Genomic DNA, 16042 nt, shown 5'->3' with positions numbered 1-16042 from the left:
GAAGGCCGTGCGGCTTTACTTATGGCGCACATTTTTGTATACCAATTTAATTGTTTGAATGCTAACCACTTAGGCGGATTGCCCGTTCGCGCGCACTGCCGGTCACCCGAATAACCCTGTGGCGCGGCTGCGATGCGGTTCGCCTTTGTTTGAGGATGCTGGATGTCCACCCCCTTTAGGTTGCTTTTCGCGCTGTATCCCGGCGTAACACAACTGGATTTCACCGCGCCCCATCAGGTTTTCAGCCATTGGCAGGGGGCCTCGGTGCGCGTCGCGTCCCTCGAAGGCGCGCCGGTGAGCGCCAGCGGCCTGCATTTTTCCCAGCTCGACGCGCTGGAGGCGGTGGAAAACTGCGATCTGCTGTGCCTTCCCGGTGGACCGGGCTGCACCGAAGCGATGCTTGATGCGCGGTTCATGGCGCAGATCCGCCGACTGGCGGCCGGAGCGCGCTATATCACCTCGGTATGCACCGGTTCATTAATCCTGGGGGCCGCCGGTCTGTTACAAGGGCGGCGCGCCACCTGCCATTGGTCGATGCTGGAGAGTCTGTCACTGTTCGGCGCCCTGCCGCGCGCCGAGCGGGTGGTGCGCGATGGTCATCTTATCACCGGCGCCGGCGTCACCGCCGGTATCGATTTTGCCCTGACGGTTGTGGCGGAAGTGGCGGGAGAGAGTGTGGCGCAAGCTATCCAACTGGGGCTGGAATATGCGCCGGCGCCGCCGTTTGATGCCGGCCATCCCGCCACGGCGCCGGCCGCGATTGTGCACGAAGCACGTGAGCGGCAGGCGGCTTTCCGCGCCCGGCGCTTGGCGCAGGTCGCGACGGCGGCCGCGGCATTAAAGGCGCGCTAAACGGTTGTCCAGGCCAACAAAGGAGTAGGGTAATGTATTTTGCGCACGGGGTTTTGTTATGACGGTCCGTCTCTTATCACACATCGATGTTCCCCCCGCGCACCGGCCGGCATTCGCCGCCGCGGGCGTGACGCTCTATCTGGCGCCGCGAGCGGACCCCAACGGCCCACTGTGGCCCGACGGCCCGCTGCGGCCCGTGCCGGCAACCGCGGCGCAGGGATCCGTCGAGGATGAAGTGTTCGATGCGGCCGCAATTGACGTCCTGTTGACGATCGGGTCGCTTGGGATAAGCGCCCAGGAGATGGACAAACTGCCCGCGCTGCGTCTGATTTGCTGCCTGGGGGTGGGCTATGAGCGTGTTGACCTGGCCGCCGCCGCCGCGCGCGGCATCCGCGTGACCCACGGCCGCGGCACCAATGACACCTCGGTGGCCGATCACGCGATGGCGCTGATGCTGGCGCTGGTGCGCGATATCGCCCCCTTGGATCGGGCGGTGCGGCGCGGCCAGTGGCAGCAGTCGCGGCGTTTGCGTCCGCAGCTGAGCGGCAAACGGGTCGGGATCCTGGGGCTGGGCACGATCGGCGCCAACATCGCCGAGCGGTGCGCGCGCGGATTTGCCATGGAGGTCGGCTACCATAACCGTCGGCCGAAAGCGGATTGTGCTTACCACTACTGCTCTAGCGCGACGGTGCTGGCGCAATGGTGCGAGATTTTAGTCATTGCGACGCCCGGCGGCGCTGCCACCCGGCATTTGGTGGACGAGGGGGTGCTCACGGCGCTGGGCGCGGAGGGTTTCCTGGTAAATATCGCCCGCGGCAGCGTGGTCGACACGGCGGCGCTGACCGCAGCGCTGCAGGCGCAGGCCATCGCCGGCGCGGCGCTGGATGTTATCGAAGGTGAACCGCAGGTACCGCCCGCGCTGCTGGCGCAGGATAATGTGCTGATAACGCCCCATGTAGCGGCGCGCTCCCCCCAGGCGATGACGGCGATGTACCGGCAGATGCTGGAAAACCTGGCCTGCCATCTGAACGGTCAGCCGCTGCTGACGCCGGTGGCGGCGGGAGAGTAAGGATGGACTACCGACAACGGATTATTGCGCCGGCGTTCCGCTTGGCGCTGCCGCGCGAGGAGGATGCTCCGGCGCTGTTCCGTCTGGTGCAGCAGGAACGCGCGCACTTGAGCCGCCATCTCGCCTGGCCTGAAACGGTCCGCTGCGAAGCCGATACGTTGGCGACGGTGCGCGCCAATCGCCGGGCTTACGCCGCCGGCGAGTCGGCGGTCTACCTGGTGTGGCTCCAGGAGCGGCTCAGCGGGGTGCTATCGCTGAACAGCATTAGCGGCAGCGTGGGGGAGATAGGCTATTGGCTGGCCGCCGAGATGACCGGCCGCGGTCTGATGTCCCGCGCCGTGCTGGCGTTGATGACCTGGTATCTGGCGGACGGCCGGCTCGATACGTTTATCTTGCGCTGCGGCGTTGAAAACCTGCCCAGCAATCGCGTGGCGCAGCGGCTGGGCTTCAGTTTTTATCTGCGGCAGGCGCAGGCGGAAAAAATTGGCGAGCGCTGGGTGGATCATAACATTTACCACTGGCGCGCCGGACGCAATGCGCTGCCGCAATCGTTGACGTCCTAACCCGTACCCGCGCGTCTTTAACGCAGGGGCAGGGGCCCGCCACGGTCGTCGAGTTCCTGGCGCAAACGGTGAAATACGCGCCCGGATTGGCGAAGACCATCGTGCTCGAATTCATTGGTCACCCACGCTTGCAGATTGCCCACCCGCGCGGTGGTAGCCAACGACAATTCGGCATCGACGTACATGTCGTCGTGATAAATCACCGCCGAGACCGGAACCTCATTGTTTGCCAGCCGGTCGCGGTCATACAGCGGCGGGTAATCCTGACGGGTGGATAAATGTGCCGCCGCGGCGCGAAACGGGCGCAGCGAGCGGATCTCGTCGAACATCCAGGGATAGATCATCTCGCCGGTAAACAGCAGCGGCCGGGCGTCGGGCTGGAAAGCGGGAAACTGCCCCCGTACCCGCTCCGCCGCCCAGCGGCAGGCGTGCCCGGGCTGGCCATAAATCACCTCTTGCAGCAGCGCATACAGCGGATTACCGTCGTAACCGGTTTCCGCCATGATCGCCATCAGGAAATGATCCGACAACCGAGTTTCGGCGCTGTCGCTGAATGCCTCTTCGATAAGGCCATGCACCTGGTCGAAACCGGTCGCCATGCCGAACGCCATGCCCAACGTTTGCAACCGACGCACGCTCAGGCGATCGCCGTCCGGCAGCCGCACGTCGCTACCGGCGATAACGTCCGCCAGACGGGCGATGCGCGCCGCGTCGGCGGGATAACGGCGGGCGTAGCGCGCGTTTTTCGCCGCCACCCGCGGGTAGGTGCGCCGGTAAACCTCATCGGCATCCGCATCGAGGCCGGGCAGCCCGCCGGTAACATAGCAGGCGGACAGGCCTTCGGGCGCCAGAGATAAATAGGTCAGGGTTAAAAAGCCGCCATAGCTCTGGCCAAGCGTTTCCCAACGGTCGCCGCCAAACAGTGCCGTGCGCAGAAATTCGCAATCGCGCACGATGCTGTCGGCGCGGAAATGCCACAAATAGGCCGCGCCGGCCTGACCGTCCATCGACGCCAGGGTAGCGCTTTCGACCCGGCTGCTGCGCCCGGTACCGCGCTGATCCATCAAGATCACCCGGTGGGTTTTCAGCGCCTCGGCAAGCCATACCGGCCCGCCGCCCTGGGGACGCGGCCCTTTGCCGCCGGGGCCTCCCTGAAGAAATGCGAGTTTGGGTAGCGATTGATGGCGCTTGCGCGGGTCCACCACCTCGCGCACAAACAGATCCAGCGTGCGGCCGTCTTGCGGCTGCGACCAATCCAGCGGCACTTTTACCCGATGTTCTTTGATGAACATGCCGGGCAAGGTATATTCACAGACGTTCAACGCAAACTCCTGAGCTGAGAGCGAATCCGACACTGCTGAGCGTGGCGTCGGCCAGAGGGAGACAGTGTAAGGCAATCTGCCGACGGGGGGGAAGCGCCAACGTGCCCGGGCAACGCGTTCGCTGCGGCGCAGGATGGCGGCGAACGGTCTACGCCCCGCGGGCGGTGGGATGAGAGCTATTGCGGCTGCGTTTCGGTCTTTACGCCCCGCAGTAGTGCGCGCCGCGGTCGTTCTGGCCGAAACCCCAAGCCAATGATCCTGCCGGCCAGGCGCGGTAGCCATGGACGTTGACGCAGCCATAATTCCAATGTCGAGGGGGCGCGCGCAGGGCGGGCGGGGCGATGTCCCTTACCGGTCATCATGATTTGCAGCGCCTGGGTGGCGCGGGTCGGGAACTGGCGGCGGCGCTGCACGCGATTAAGCTCACGCAGGCTGACCGCACCGCGCGCCAGCGGTTTAGCCAGCAAATTCGCGGTAGCCACCGCGTCCTGGATGGCCAGGTTGACGCCGACGCCGCCAATGGGCGACATGGCATGGGCGGCATCGCCGATGCACAACACGCCGGGCGCGGCCCAATGCGTCAGCCGGTCAATGCGAATATCCAGCAATTTTACCTGCCGCCAGTCGGTGATGTGCTGCCGAAGCCGTTCGACGCTGACCGGCGCTACCGCCGCTACCTGCATTAGCAGCGCCGCTAATCCCTGCTGCTGTAGCGCGTCGAAACTGCCTTTGACGATGCTGTAGCCGCACTGCCAATAGTCACCGCGATCGAGCATGATGACATTATTTTTCGGCCCGCCGTGACCGCTGGCCCAACCGGCATCGCCCGCCTCTTTTGGCAACTTCAGCCATACCACGTCGCGCGGCGCGCCGAAATTCCTCACCTGCAACCCGGCGTCGGCGCGCACCATTGACCTGCGGCCGTCAGTACCTATCACCAGCGGGGTGGTGATGGTAAGTCGGCCGGCGTCGTCTTCGGCGTTGACGCCGACAACCTGCCCCTGGTGCCGACATAATGAGACGCCACGCGTCGCGCGCAGTAGAGTAAAGCCCGGCAGCAGTGCCGCCCGCTGCGCCAGGAAATTGAGAAAATCCCACTGCGGCATTAGCATCATGTATTGGCAGCGGCCGGGAAGACGGCTGAAATCGGCCATGGTGACCGTCTTACCCTGTAGCTCGCCGCGAAGGGTCGTTACCTTTTGGTGGGGTAACGCCAATAGCCCCTCAAGCAATCCCAACTGGTGCAGGATGGCAAGGGTAGAGGGATGGATGGTGTCGCCGCGAAAGTCGCGTAAAAAATCGTGATGTTTTTCCAGCACCGTCACCGCTAGCCCCGCCCGCGCCAATAAATAGCCGAGCATCAGACCGGCTGGCCCGCCGCCGACTATACAGCACGGCGTGTTAAGTGATGTTTCGCCCATGGTGCGTTTCCCTTTCCTGGCTAAAGTTCAATCATAAGGAGCAGGCGCCATGTTGCAAATAGTTATCGTTTACCATTGTCATTGGCCGAGCCTCATTCGAGCCGTTGGTACGCCCGCTGCGGCATTAAAAGAACCCGATATGGTGCAAACGGAAACACGGCGCCGGCGGCTGGCCAGTCTCCGGTAAAAAACCGTCCAGCGCCATAGTTAGCGCCTGCGGGTCGCAGGGCAGCGAGAGATGCTGATAATGGCAACGGGGCGCGTCCAGCAAATAGAGGTGGTCCGCGAACACGATGACGTTGAGCGCCTGGAGATCGGGTGCGTTAACCAAACGGCCGCTCAGCGCCCTCGGCGGCCCCAATGTCAAAATGCCGTTGATGAGATCGCGTTTTTGCAGCAGCTGCGCCAGCTGGAACGGGGAATCCGCCCCATAGCGCCGATAGTGGAGGTCGTCGTGTATGACGTCACGGCAGTCCAGGCCCTCCAATAACCCCAAACGCTTGATGCCCTGGGCGATTTCCAGGGCGATGTCCAGCGTGTTCTGGTCACTGGCCTCCTGGCGTATACCGCCGCGAAACGAACGGAACGCTTGCGGCCACAGTCGGTGGCTATCGGCGAAAAATAGGCGTCGATTGAGATAATACTCCAGCTCGCGGCGCCTATCATCGAGTAGCGGCTGGCGCAGACAAGTTTTTATTCCCATCGGGGTGTGGCTCTGACGCCGTTGCTCCGACGGGTGACTTTTCTGGCGGACCCTGGCGGGAGACAGCGCGCGCGCGGACGGTGCAGCAGCAGGGGCTCGTGCGTGTGGGCAAAACGCGGGGCCGTCCCCGCTAGCCCGGCGCAGGGGGATCCCGCGGACTGCCGCGATCGGTGCGGCAGGCGTGGCGCTTGGCTGCCGCGTTGACGGCGTGTCGACGCAGGACGATGGCGGCATCGGGGGGACATGGCGGCCAATTATCATGCCTGCGGCTCCTCAAGAGCAAAGCGTAAGCTAGGAATAGACGCTTAACCCGCCTCGATCAAGTTAGCAAGACATGTGCTGGGCGTTAACGACGGCAACCGGGGGCTATTTGGAGCGCGCGGCCCGCCATCGAGGCGAGCCGCGCTGTAAGGTTAATCGCCGTGCTTATCCTCAAGCTGGGGGACGCCGCTGTCGTCGGCGGCTGAAAGCAGGCCGGTGCTAATGTAGTTCATCAGCTTGGCGCGCGTGTCGGTGATATCCAAATTACGCATGGTCAGCTGACCAATACGATCTTCCGGCGAGAAAGTCGATTCCCCTTTCTCCATGGTGAGACGCTCCGCCATATAGGTCAAATTATCGGAAACCGTATTCAGTATGGAGTAATCGTTGCCGCGGCGCAGTTCCAGCGTCACTTCGCCGGTTATTTCGCTGGCCACCCAGCGCTGGGTCGCGTCACGCAGCATCAGCGCCTGCGGATCGAACCAGCGGCCCTGATACAGCAGACGGCCCAATTGTCGACCGTTGGCGTGATATTGGTCGATGGTGTCTTCGTTATGAATACCGGTCACCAACCGTTCATAGCCGATATGCAACAGCGCCATGCCCGGTGCTTCATAAATGCCGCGGCTTTTGGCCTCGATAATGCGGTTTTCAATTTGATCGCTCATGCCCAAACCGTGACGCCCGCCGATGCGGTTGGCCTCCAGCAGCAGCGCGACTTGGTCGTCGAAACGCTGGCCGTTGATCGCCACCGGCAGGCCGCGTTCAAAGCGCAGGGTCACTTCTTCCGCCGGGATACGCACGTTTTCATCCCAGAATTTGACCCCCATGATGGGGTTGACGATCTTCACGCTGGAGTTGAGATATTCCAGCTCTTTCGCCTCGTGGGTGGCGCCGAGAATGTTGGAATCGGTGGAGTAGGCTTTTTCGGCCGACATTTTGTAATCGAAGCCGGCTTCGGTCATAAACTGCGACATCTCCTGGCGTCCGCCGAGCTCATTGATAAAATCGGTGTCCAGCCAGGGTTTATAGATTTTCAGCTCGGCATTGGTCAGCAAACCGTAGCGATAAAAACGCTCAATATCGTTGCCTTTGTACGTGCTGCCGTCGCCCCAGATATTGACGCCGTCCTCTTTCATTGCGGCCACGAGCATGGTACCGGTTACGGCGCGGCCAAGCGGGGTGGTGTTAAAATAGGTCACGCCGGCGGTCGTATTATGAAATGCGCCACATTGCAGGGCGGCCAGACCTTCCGCCACCAGTTGTTTGCGACAGTCTATCAGACGGGCTTTCTCTGCGCCGTAGGCTAACGCCTTGCGCGGAATGGCGTCGTAGTCATCTTCGTCCGGCTGGCCGAGATTCGCGGTGTAGGCGTAAGGCACCGCCCCTTTCTGACGCATCCATAACAGTGCGGCACTGGTATCCAGACCCCCGGAAAAAGCAATACCCACGCGTTGATTAACCGGTAGATGTCTGAGAATCGTTTCCATTGATGTGAGCCCTATAAAAGAAAATGACAGCAAAAGGTGAAATCGCCCGTCGCGGCAGGCTGCCGTTGCATCATCTTAAGGAAACTCTCCCCGGAACGCTACCCTTAACCGGCGCCATCGGTCGGGAAATCCCGCCGCCGAGGCTTACGCCGTTGGCGGCCGCCGCGCCCGCACAAGAAGCCTGGCGCCTCGCCGCTGGCCGCGCTGTTGACGTTATCTACCCCGGGAGGACGTTTTGGCCCAGGGCGCTTCGGTTACCGCCGCCACGGCGCGGCCCTGCGCGATATTGCCCGGTGCGCTTTTAGACGCGGCGGTAGCGGTTGTCGCGAGCGGGCCATGGATGCGCGCATAGGCCAGCCCGTAGCGATAAAGCCGCGCACCTAGCCAAATCATGCCGTTATCGTCACGTTCCAGTAAACGGCTCGCCACCAACACGTCCACCAGCGAGTAAATGCTGGATAACGGGGCGGCAAGATCTTTCGCCACTTCATAGGTGGTGGCGGGGCATTGCCGGTTTTGTAAACAATCGAGGATTTGCAACGTGCGATCGATGCCGCGCACGCGGGTACGGCGCTGGCTACCGGTGGTGTTGGGGGCTTGCACGTTTTCGTTCATCGTCATCTCCTAAGCTGCGAGGCTGGACCGCCGCCGGCCGGCGAGTTACCCGGAGCGCGCTCGCTAACTGCGGCCCATAAACCTGCGCAGCAATCCGACCGGAAAAGGGGGCCGAGCGAGAAAGCCCGGCTTATGCTTCACTATCGGCAACCGGCGGGAAATATTTAGCGCCAGCTTCCTCTGTTGCGGTATAGGGGGTTGTGCCTCCGTTTGTCGCCCTAACGTTAACGGGGGCGGCTATGTGAGGATTGCGACCTTTGAGAGGACAGGCGAGTGGGTCAGCCATTGACTGAGCGCGTTGTTGGGGTCGAAAAGTTATACCTTGACCGGAGAGCGACTAATGGCCGAGCTGTTGACAGGAGGGGATAGCTTGGCACAAATAGAAATACGTGCTGCTGAGATGGCGAAATAATCACTTCCGCGCGGGGATGGGCCGCGCCGGGGAGCGTATCTGGGTACCGGAAATTATCTGGTTATGGATAGTCAACATCGATGATGCGTAGGTGCCGGTCTACCGCTTCCGGGCGGGCAGCTCAGTGCCAGGAGAAGCGTTGCTAACCTTCGGTCAGAACGTGATTAAAGGACTCTTTCATGACCTCAAACCCGCCCACACCCAGGTGGTGTTTAACTACAGGGAGAATCGCCACAATGAAGGACATTATTTCGCCGGTCGAAAGCGCCGACGGCCTGTTCCACGATGGTGACCCGTCTACCGGCGTCGAGGGTACGGTGGTATACGCCAAGTGGCTTAACGCGATACAGGGCGCGGTGATGGATACTCAGACGGAGCATAAGAACATCCTGGCTGAAGTGGGTACAACGCCCGATAGCAGTCAATCGGCACAGCTGCTTGCCGCCATTAAAGCGATCGCCGCAAGCTGTGCGGCAGAGGCCAGCGCCCATATTCTTCCGGTCGGAACGCCTATCGCTTGGCCATCGGATACTATTCCCGCCGGGTATGCCTTGATGGAGGGACAAACATTTGATAAGCGTCACTATCCCAAGCTGGCCTTGGCTTATCCATCAGGGGTTATTCCCGATATGCGTGGCCAGACTATTAAAGGTAAACCTGATGAAAGAACCATACTCAGCAGAGAGGCGGGGAGCATTCAATCCCACACCCATTCAGCCACGGTGACAAATAAGGACTTAGGGTCAAAAGCGACAGACGCTTTCGATTACGGTAATAAAGTAACCGATGTCCAGGGAGAACATACCCACACCTGGGGCTCTGCTATGCGAAAGTCAGGCGGTAGCGATCAAGCCGTCGGCAGCAATTTAGCAAATACCTTCGGAACAACCTCGGCAGCGGGTCATCACGGACATACTGTCGCCATAGGCCCACATACTCATCGCGTTCGTATCGGTGCACATAGCCATGCTATTACCCTTGATGCAACTGGAAGTAAAGAAAACACGGTTGATAATATTGCATTTTATTATATTGTGAGGCTGGCATGATGCTTTTTGGAGAGGCTGATGGAGTCGAACCTAATCTGCCTGCGATTGACAAGCTAATGCTAGAGGATGTATCGGTAAACGTGATGCTAATGTTATTCTTAACGACAATCTCCCGGACAATACTCCCCTATTTTTATCACCAGTAATTCTTGTAAGACCTGTCGCTATAGTTGAAGACTGTAATGAAGGAGGGTTACTAGAAAAGGATCATCAAGGGAGGTTTTTTGATAGGGTACATGCTGCTCTGCTCTTATTACACGACACGCCTCGATGTCCAAACCTCCAGTCAATAGGGTGCCATTAGGGTCTCAAGACAAGGGGGATCGAAGTGCATGGGTGAAGGATAGAAGCGCGGAAGAAACCTCGCTATAAAGCAATAGCCAAACGAGAGCATTTAACGACGCAGTCTGTTCAATGATCGGGAAGTAGTATAGCGAATGATAACTGGGGACGCCTGCTGATGATGATAAAAGCAAGCTTCAAGGTGGCTTGCTTTCAACAGGAATCTGCAAGCTGTTGATTTAAAGAAACCACCCAATAGAGCCTGGCCGAAAATGTCTGTCATTGGTAATGTATAGGATTGATACATTACCTTGTATTAATTTTATTGCTTTATAATCTTAATGAAAGGGCGTTTAATTAGTAACCATAAAATTCTTTTTAATTTTATCTTTATGGGCCGATTTTTACGCAGGCTTTCTTCGGTCAATTTTTTTAGCTTAGATATGTTAATGTCTACGCTTTGCTCGTTTATAATTGAAATCTTAGATAATTCGGAGTGTGAAATGACGGGTGGAAGGACTGCGAATAAACTAGCGATTGAGTATTCACGGAATATCTTCCACTTGTCAGCAACCATCCATACGGGATAGAGGCTATCCAGCGCATTCTTAGCTGCTGAAGCGTTAATGACATAACCATGAGAACATGACGCTTCAATCAAAACATGGAGTGCATGTTGCGGCGATATCTTATGCTGAATCTTGGCGTCGTATTGATGAACATGAGTAAGTAAGGTCACCGATGGCGTGTTTTCCTTGATTATGTTAGGCAATTCGGTAAGTATAAGCGGCAGATCGGCACTTAATTGTATGTCATCTTCTAAGATAAGGGCATAGGGAATGTTATACTCTACTATTTTTCGATACACCTTTAAGTGGCTCAAACTACAGCCTATTTCTCCCGGTTTACAGGCATAGTTAAGTTCGCGCGTATGTTGCATAATTTCTTCATTGCTTAATGCACGACCATCAACTCCCTCAACAAGTTCATATTGAAGATGTAATTTATTAAGTTGTAACTCAACTGATTTTCGTCTGTCTACAGAGTCTTTTAGGTTAACGACGAATATATTCATGTTATATAACCAATATCAATCTTATGTGTTTGTGCATTATTTGAGTAAGCATGAAATGTGAGGGCATTCTATAAATTGCGCTTATTACCTCTGCGTCAGAAGTTTAATGGCGGACGAAAGCCGAGTATTTTCTCTGTGTCAGGGGCTTCCATGCTCCCCACAAAATATGCATATAAGAACAAAAAGCTTAACAGCGATATTTATACCCTAGGGTCCAGATGATATCTAGCGCTTTCTGCATAATTGAACGTTGTTCTGAGGCGCAATAAATGATGGGTAAATAGATATTCATGTTGAGTCATTTTTTTGAAGAGTACACCAATCGCTCCCTCAGTTGAGAGAAAAACCGAAAGTGGCTAAACATATTCATATCCTGCTTACCCGATCACAAATACTACGTTGAACTATCCTCTGCAAGCGCGACGTTGTTTACAATAAAAAAACAATCAGGGTATAAAAGCAGAACGATAGCAATGGCGATTTGATAATCCGCTGTCATGCGTTTAACTCATTTGGCAAAATTCGTAGGTCAGTTTAAACGGGCTCAAAGCAGCGGACAGCGCTAGCGACAGGTGCGCTATTGCGCTTTGAGATAAAGCGAGCCGCCCGGTTAAGCACACCAGCCGCTTACCTTTAGTGGGAATGCGCGGGCAGAACTTGCGTAATACACTTGTCGAGTACAGGCGCCTAGCCTGCTCCTCATTGAAGAATAGCTGTCTCTGGTTTACCTGCGGTTACCAAGGCAACTATTGGTCGTCGTGACGGGCGGCTTGGTAATAACAAGATGATAAACCACCTATATTACTCTACCTTGATCCTCTAGTCAGGGAAACTCAAGGCTCTGAAATGGCGTTCGATCCATGTCAATAGAGTAGCTTCTTTAGCTCTGCTCATTCTATATCAGGAGAAATGATTATCTTAATTCATATTAGGAAAGAAAAGGGATGCTTATTCAAACATTTCCCTATCGATGACGTGGACTCAACTAGGCATAAGTCAGTCCTCTTTTTTGCAAAAGCGGGTGAATAAGCCACATTTCATCCGACTTCCTTTTGGCAAATAACTCTAAACTGATTAAAAGAGCTATTTTATGGGGTTATATGAGTTCAGAATAACCTGCGATTTAGTCCAAAATATTTTGCATCACAACATCCGGCGATGTGCGGGGTAACGGTTTAACGGCAGAGGAGGCTGGCCGCTGTGGTGCTTCGGTAGGGGTTGTTCCGTGCGGATATTGCCGAATGTGTGTCGCGGCAACGTAGTGCAAAGCAGGCGCCCCGGCAGGGGAGGGGCTCCATTGAAAAGGGGCTCAGGGTCGCACGCCGCGGGTTACGCGTCGTCTGCCGCTGGCGTGGCGGTAGGCCAGCGCCAGTACAAACAGCAGACTCTGTACCAGCACAATACAGGGGCCGGTGGCGGCGTCGAAATGAAAACTCAGCAGCGTGCCGCTGATGCTGGCGACGGCGGCGGTAAGCAGCGCCAGCGCGAGCATGGCATCAAAGCGACTGCATAACGTTAAGGCGGTGATGCCGGGTGTAATCAGCATGGCGATCACCAGAATGACTCCCACGGCCTGAAGCGCCGCCACTACCGTCAACCCCAGCAGGCACAGCAGGCCATAATGCAGCACAGGAACGCGCAGGCCCAGCACCGTCGCCTGTCCGACATCAAAGCAGTACAGCGCCAAATCCCGCCGTTTGAGCAGCACCACCAGGGTGACCATACCGGCAATCGACAGGGTATGCAGCAGTTCGCGCGGGGAAATGCCGAGCACGTTGCCGAATAGAATATGGTTAAGGTGCTGATCGGTATCAATACGAGTAAACAGCACCAGACCGAGGCCGAACATGCCGGTGTAGAGTAAACCCATCACCGTGTCCTCTTTCAGCCGGCAGCGATCGCGGATATAGCCGGTACCCAGCGCGCAGCTGACCCCGGCGACGAAAGCGCCCACCGCCAGGGGGAAACCGGCGGCATAGGCCAGAACGATCCCCGGCAGCACGGCGTGGGAAATCGCATCGCCCATCAGCGACCACCCTTTTAGCACCAAAAAACACGATAACACCGCGCAGACAATCCCCGTTGCCAGCGCCGCCAGCAGCGCGCGCTGCATAAAGGGGTAGCTTAAGGGTTCGGTCAACCAGTCAAATCCCATCATCGGACCACCTCTTGCGGGGCGCGCCGGCGTCGGCGGGCGGCCAGTAGACCGTGGCGCGGCGCGACGATCCAGGTCAGCAAAAAGAGCAGCGTTTGCAGGGTGACAATAACCCCGCCGGTGGCGCCATCGACAAAATAGCTCAACCAGGCGCCGACGGCACAGGTGACGGCACCAAAGCCGACCGACAATGTAATAAGACGTGAAAAACGGTCGGTTAATAGCCAGGCGGTCGCGCCGGGCGTTATCACCATCGCCATGACCAAAATTGCGCCGACGGTTTGCAGCGCGGCGATAATGCTGGCGCTGAGCAGGACAAAAAACACCAGTTTAAGGCGCAGCGGCGCCAGTCCGAGAGAACGGGCGTGGGTTTCGTCGAAAAATACCGCCAGCAGATCCTTGCGCAGAAAAAACAGCACCGCAAAGGTGATGCCGCTAATCCATTGCACTTGGCGCACGTCAGGCGCCGCAATAGCGAGGATATTGCCGAATAGAATCGTTTGCACATTCACCGCGGTGGGATTGAGCGAAACGAGCAGTAGCCCGGCGGCGAAAAAAGTAGAAAACACGTAGCCAATGATAGCGTCTTCACGCAGGCGGGTGAGGTGCCGCGTCAGCGCCATGGTTAGCGCCGCCAGCAGGCCCGTAACGAAGGCGCCTGCGGCGTAGGGGAGACCGAGTGCATAAGCGGCCGCCACCCCCGGCATGACGGAGTGGGATAGGGCGTCGCCCATCAGCGACCAGCCTTTTAACACCACAAACGCCGACAGAAACGCGCAGGCGGCGCCCACAAGGGCACTGACTCCGATCGCGTTGCGCATATAGGCGTAATGCAGCGGCTCCATCGCCCATTCAAGCATCGGCCGGCGCTCCCGTCATGACTTGCAGCGGAAGGCTGCCGCCGAAGGCGCGCCGCAGATTGCCGGCGGTAAAGGTCTCATGCAGCGGACCGGCGGCGACGACGGCGCCGTTAATCAGCACCACCCGATCGCAGTAGGTGGGCACACTGGCGAGATTGTGGGTGGAAATCAACACCAGGTGACCCTCTGCGCGCAGCGTGCGCAGCAGGCTGATGATGGTGCTTTCGGTCTGGCTGTCGACGCCGGTAAAAGGTTCATCCAGCAGCAGTATTCGTGCCTGCTGCGCCAGCGCCCGTGCCAGAAACACCCGCTTTCTCTGGCCGCCGGACAGCTCACCTATCTGCCGCCGGCGCAGCGCGGTCAAATCCACGCGCGCCAGCGCCCGATCTACCTGTAGGCGATCTTCGCGCGACGGGCGGCGCAGCCAGGACATTTTACCGTAGCGGCCCATCATGACCACATCGTCCACCAGCACCGGAAAATGCCAGTCGACCTCTTCGCTTTGCGGTACATAGGCCACCAGGTTCTGCCGTAGGGCGAGCGCCACCGGCAGATCGTTAAGACGAATCAAGCCGGCGCTTGGACGCACCATTCCCATGATGCTCTTGAACAGCGTGGATTTGCCGCTGCCGTTTACGCCCAGCAGGGCGCACAGGGTGCCGCCCTCAAGCGTAAAGCCGGCGTCGCGCAGAGCGGTATGGCCATTGTGATAGGTGACCGTCAGCCCGCTCACCGCAAGCCGGGAGGGATCTTGTGCCGCCGCGGGTGCGCTCATTGACCGAACCCGGTGGCGATGGTGTCAACGGTGGTGCGTAGCAAGTCGAGATAGGTGGGAACCGGCCCGTCGGCGGCGGACAAGCTATCGACGTACAGTACGCCGCCGTAGCGGGCGCCGGATTCTAGACTGACCTGGCGTGCCGGTTTATCGGAGATGGTACTTTCGCTGAACACCACCGGAATGTGATAACGGCGTACGGTATCGATAACCTTTTTCACCTGTTGCGGCGTGCCCTGTTCGTCGGCGTTGATCGGCCAGAGGTAGACCTCGCGCAAGCGATAATCTCGCGCCAGGTAACTGAATGCGCCCTCGCTGGTGACCAGCCAGCGCTGCTCGTCGGGGATTTTCGCCAGTCGGGCGCGCAGCGGCGCATCGATGGCTTTGATTTTGTCGGCGTAAGCTTGCGCATTGCGATTGTAAATCGCCGCATGGACCGGATCGTATTTCACCAGCGCCTGCCGGATATTTTCCACATACACCAGCGCATTGGCCGGCGACATCCAGGCGTGGGGGTTAACCTGATCACGGGCGGCGCCGTCGCGGATCGGCATGGGGTCGATGCCCTGGGTCACCACTACCGACGGCACGCCGTGTAATTGGTCGAAGAAGCGGCGAAACCAGCGCTCGAGGTTCATGCCGTTCCAGAGGATCAGATCCGCCTTCTGCGTTTTGACGATATCCCGCGGCGTGGGCTGATAATCATGCACCTCCGCGCCTGGGCGGGTGATGGAATGGACCTCCGCCGCTTCGCCCGCGACTTGTCGGGCCATATCCTGAATCACGGTAAAGGTGGTAATGACCTGAAAAGGTTTTTCCGCCCGCGCGCTGCCGGTGAATAGCGCGATCAGCATCCCCGCCAGCATCAGGCGCAGCGTGAAGGGCGAGCGGGTGAGAACGTGACAAGGAGAAGGTGTCGTGGCCATGGCGATTTCCCGGGTAGCGGTTAACGTCTGTAACAGCGGCAATCACGCCTATGTTGGCGTGGCAAGCGCCACGCGGTGGCGACCTGTCGTCGGTACCTTGCTGGCGTGGCGCGTGCATAATAGACAGATATAGCACAGGCTATATTAGATAGCAAAAGCAATTAATTCAAAATTTTGTACTCGCCCGCTCTTCGTTTACAATGCTTAGCCAC

Annotated in this window: 14 protein-coding genes; 4 read left to right on the top strand and 10 right to left on the bottom strand. The window is 58.1% G+C overall.

Annotation, left to right across the window (positions count from 1 at the left end):
- Positions 1-162 precede the first annotated feature (162 nt).
- Genes SANT_RS12460 through SANT_RS12450 form a run of 3 tightly spaced genes read left to right on the top strand, consistent with a single transcriptional unit; the run spans position 163 to position 2484 of the window.
- The gene (locus SANT_RS12460; protein WP_025422628.1) at positions 163-852 is read left to right on the top strand and encodes a DJ-1/PfpI family protein; all 690 of its coding nucleotides are present in this window, start codon (positions 163-165) and stop codon (positions 850-852) included.
- A gap of 58 nt (positions 853-910) precedes the next feature.
- A complete protein-coding gene (locus tag SANT_RS12455) occupies positions 911-1921 on the top strand; it encodes a 2-hydroxyacid dehydrogenase (protein WP_025422627.1) in 1011 nt (336 codons plus the stop codon).
- Positions 1922-1923: 2 nt separating this feature from the next.
- Positions 1924-2484, top strand: a complete 561-nt coding sequence (locus SANT_RS12450; RefSeq protein WP_025422626.1) for a GNAT family N-acetyltransferase — start codon at positions 1924-1926, stop codon at positions 2482-2484.
- A 17-nt stretch (positions 2485-2501) separates the two neighbouring features.
- On the opposite strand, the gene SANT_RS12445 is transcribed toward SANT_RS12450, so the two are convergent.
- From SANT_RS12445 to SANT_RS12425, 5 genes are all read right to left on the bottom strand, one after another.
- Positions 2502-3806, bottom strand: a complete 1305-nt coding sequence (locus SANT_RS12445; protein WP_025422625.1) for an alpha/beta fold hydrolase — start codon at positions 3804-3806, stop codon at positions 2502-2504.
- 176 nt (positions 3807-3982) lie between these two features.
- Positions 3983-5227, bottom strand: a complete 1245-nt coding sequence (locus SANT_RS12440; protein WP_025422624.1) for an FAD-dependent oxidoreductase — start codon at positions 5225-5227, stop codon at positions 3983-3985.
- 124 nt (positions 5228-5351) lie between these two features.
- On the bottom strand, positions 5352-5930 hold the full coding sequence (locus SANT_RS12435) for a hypothetical protein (RefSeq protein ID WP_025422623.1): 579 nt from the start codon (positions 5928-5930) through the stop codon (positions 5352-5354).
- Positions 5931-6343: 413 nt separating this feature from the next.
- Complete coding sequence (gene argG / locus SANT_RS12430; protein WP_025422622.1) at positions 6344-7681, bottom strand: argininosuccinate synthase; 1338 nt, start codon at positions 7679-7681, stop codon at positions 6344-6346.
- Positions 7682-7894: 213 nt separating this feature from the next.
- On the bottom strand, positions 7895-8296 hold the full coding sequence (locus SANT_RS12425; protein WP_025422621.1) for a helix-turn-helix domain-containing protein: 402 nt from the start codon (positions 8294-8296) through the stop codon (positions 7895-7897).
- A 648-nt stretch (positions 8297-8944) separates the two neighbouring features.
- On the opposite strand from SANT_RS12425, the gene SANT_RS12415 reads away from it, so the two are divergent.
- Entirely contained in the window at positions 8945-9757 is an 813-nt protein-coding gene (locus tag SANT_RS12415; RefSeq protein WP_025422620.1) for a phage tail protein, read from the top strand.
- Positions 9758-10361: 604 nt separating this feature from the next.
- Here the strand turns inward: SANT_RS12415 and SANT_RS12410 are convergent.
- From SANT_RS12410 to SANT_RS12390, 5 genes are all read right to left on the bottom strand, one after another.
- Positions 10362-11114 carry a glycosyltransferase family 25 protein gene (locus tag SANT_RS12410; protein WP_025422619.1) on the bottom strand — a complete coding sequence of 251 codons (753 nt, stop codon included), beginning with the start codon at positions 11112-11114 and terminating at the stop codon, positions 10362-10364.
- Between the two features lie 1309 nt (positions 11115-12423).
- Positions 12424-13272 carry a metal ABC transporter permease gene (locus tag SANT_RS12405; protein WP_025422618.1) on the bottom strand — a complete coding sequence of 283 codons (849 nt, stop codon included), beginning with the start codon at positions 13270-13272 and terminating at the stop codon, positions 12424-12426.
- Positions 13269-14129 carry a metal ABC transporter permease gene (locus tag SANT_RS12400; RefSeq protein ID WP_025422617.1) on the bottom strand — a complete coding sequence of 287 codons (861 nt, stop codon included), beginning with the start codon at positions 14127-14129 and terminating at the stop codon, positions 13269-13271. Before SANT_RS12400 ends, SANT_RS12405 begins: the two co-directional genes overlap by 4 nt.
- Positions 14122-14904 (bottom strand): ATP-binding cassette domain-containing protein, encoded by a 783-nt coding sequence (locus SANT_RS12395; protein WP_025422616.1) that lies wholly within the window; start codon positions 14902-14904, stop codon positions 14122-14124. The genes SANT_RS12400 and SANT_RS12395 overlap by 8 nt, the downstream gene beginning before the upstream one ends.
- Positions 14901-15758 carry a metal ABC transporter substrate-binding protein gene (locus tag SANT_RS12390; protein WP_420480359.1) on the bottom strand — a complete coding sequence of 286 codons (858 nt, stop codon included), beginning with the start codon at positions 15756-15758 and terminating at the stop codon, positions 14901-14903. Before SANT_RS12390 ends, SANT_RS12395 begins: the two co-directional genes overlap by 4 nt.
- Positions 15759-16042 lie beyond the last annotated feature (284 nt).

It is taken from the genome of Sodalis praecaptivus, from assembly GCF_000517425.1.
GTDB lineage: Bacteria > Pseudomonadota > Gammaproteobacteria > Enterobacterales > Enterobacteriaceae > Sodalis_A > Sodalis_A praecaptivus.
The sequence above is the reverse complement of the archived record's forward strand: the minus strand, read 5'-3'. Positions and strand labels throughout refer to the sequence as shown.

Coding starts and splice junctions, on each gene's coding strand:
- SANT_RS12460 (WP_025422628.1), top strand. CDS start 163: ATGTCCACCCCCTTTAGGTTGCTTTTCGCGCTGTATCCCGGCGTAACA.
- SANT_RS12455 (WP_025422627.1), top strand. CDS start 911: ATGACGGTCCGTCTCTTATCACACATCGATGTTCCCCCCGCGCACCGG.
- SANT_RS12450 (WP_025422626.1), top strand. CDS start 1,924: ATGGACTACCGACAACGGATTATTGCGCCGGCGTTCCGCTTGGCGCTG.
- SANT_RS12440 (WP_025422624.1), bottom strand. CDS start 5,227: ATGGGCGAAACATCACTTAACACGCCGTGCTGTATAGTCGGCGGCGGG.
- SANT_RS12435 (WP_025422623.1), bottom strand. CDS start 5,930: ATGGGAATAAAAACTTGTCTGCGCCAGCCGCTACTCGATGATAGGCGC.
- argG (WP_025422622.1), bottom strand. CDS start 7,681: ATGGAAACGATTCTCAGACATCTACCGGTTAATCAACGCGTGGGTATT.
- SANT_RS12425 (WP_025422621.1), bottom strand. CDS start 8,296: ATGAACGAAAACGTGCAAGCCCCCAACACCACCGGTAGCCAGCGCCGT.
- SANT_RS12415 (WP_025422620.1), top strand. CDS start 8,945: ATGAAGGACATTATTTCGCCGGTCGAAAGCGCCGACGGCCTGTTCCAC.
- SANT_RS12410 (WP_025422619.1), bottom strand. CDS start 11,114: ATGAATATATTCGTCGTTAACCTAAAAGACTCTGTAGACAGACGAAAA.
- SANT_RS12405 (WP_025422618.1), bottom strand. CDS start 13,272: ATGATGGGATTTGACTGGTTGACCGAACCCTTAAGCTACCCCTTTATG.
- SANT_RS12400 (WP_025422617.1), bottom strand. CDS start 14,129: ATGCTTGAATGGGCGATGGAGCCGCTGCATTACGCCTATATGCGCAAC.
- SANT_RS12395 (WP_025422616.1), bottom strand. CDS start 14,904: ATGAGCGCACCCGCGGCGGCACAAGATCCCTCCCGGCTTGCGGTGAGC.
- SANT_RS12390 (WP_420480359.1), bottom strand. CDS start 15,758: ATGCTGATCGCGCTATTCACCGGCAGCGCGCGGGCGGAAAAACCTTTT.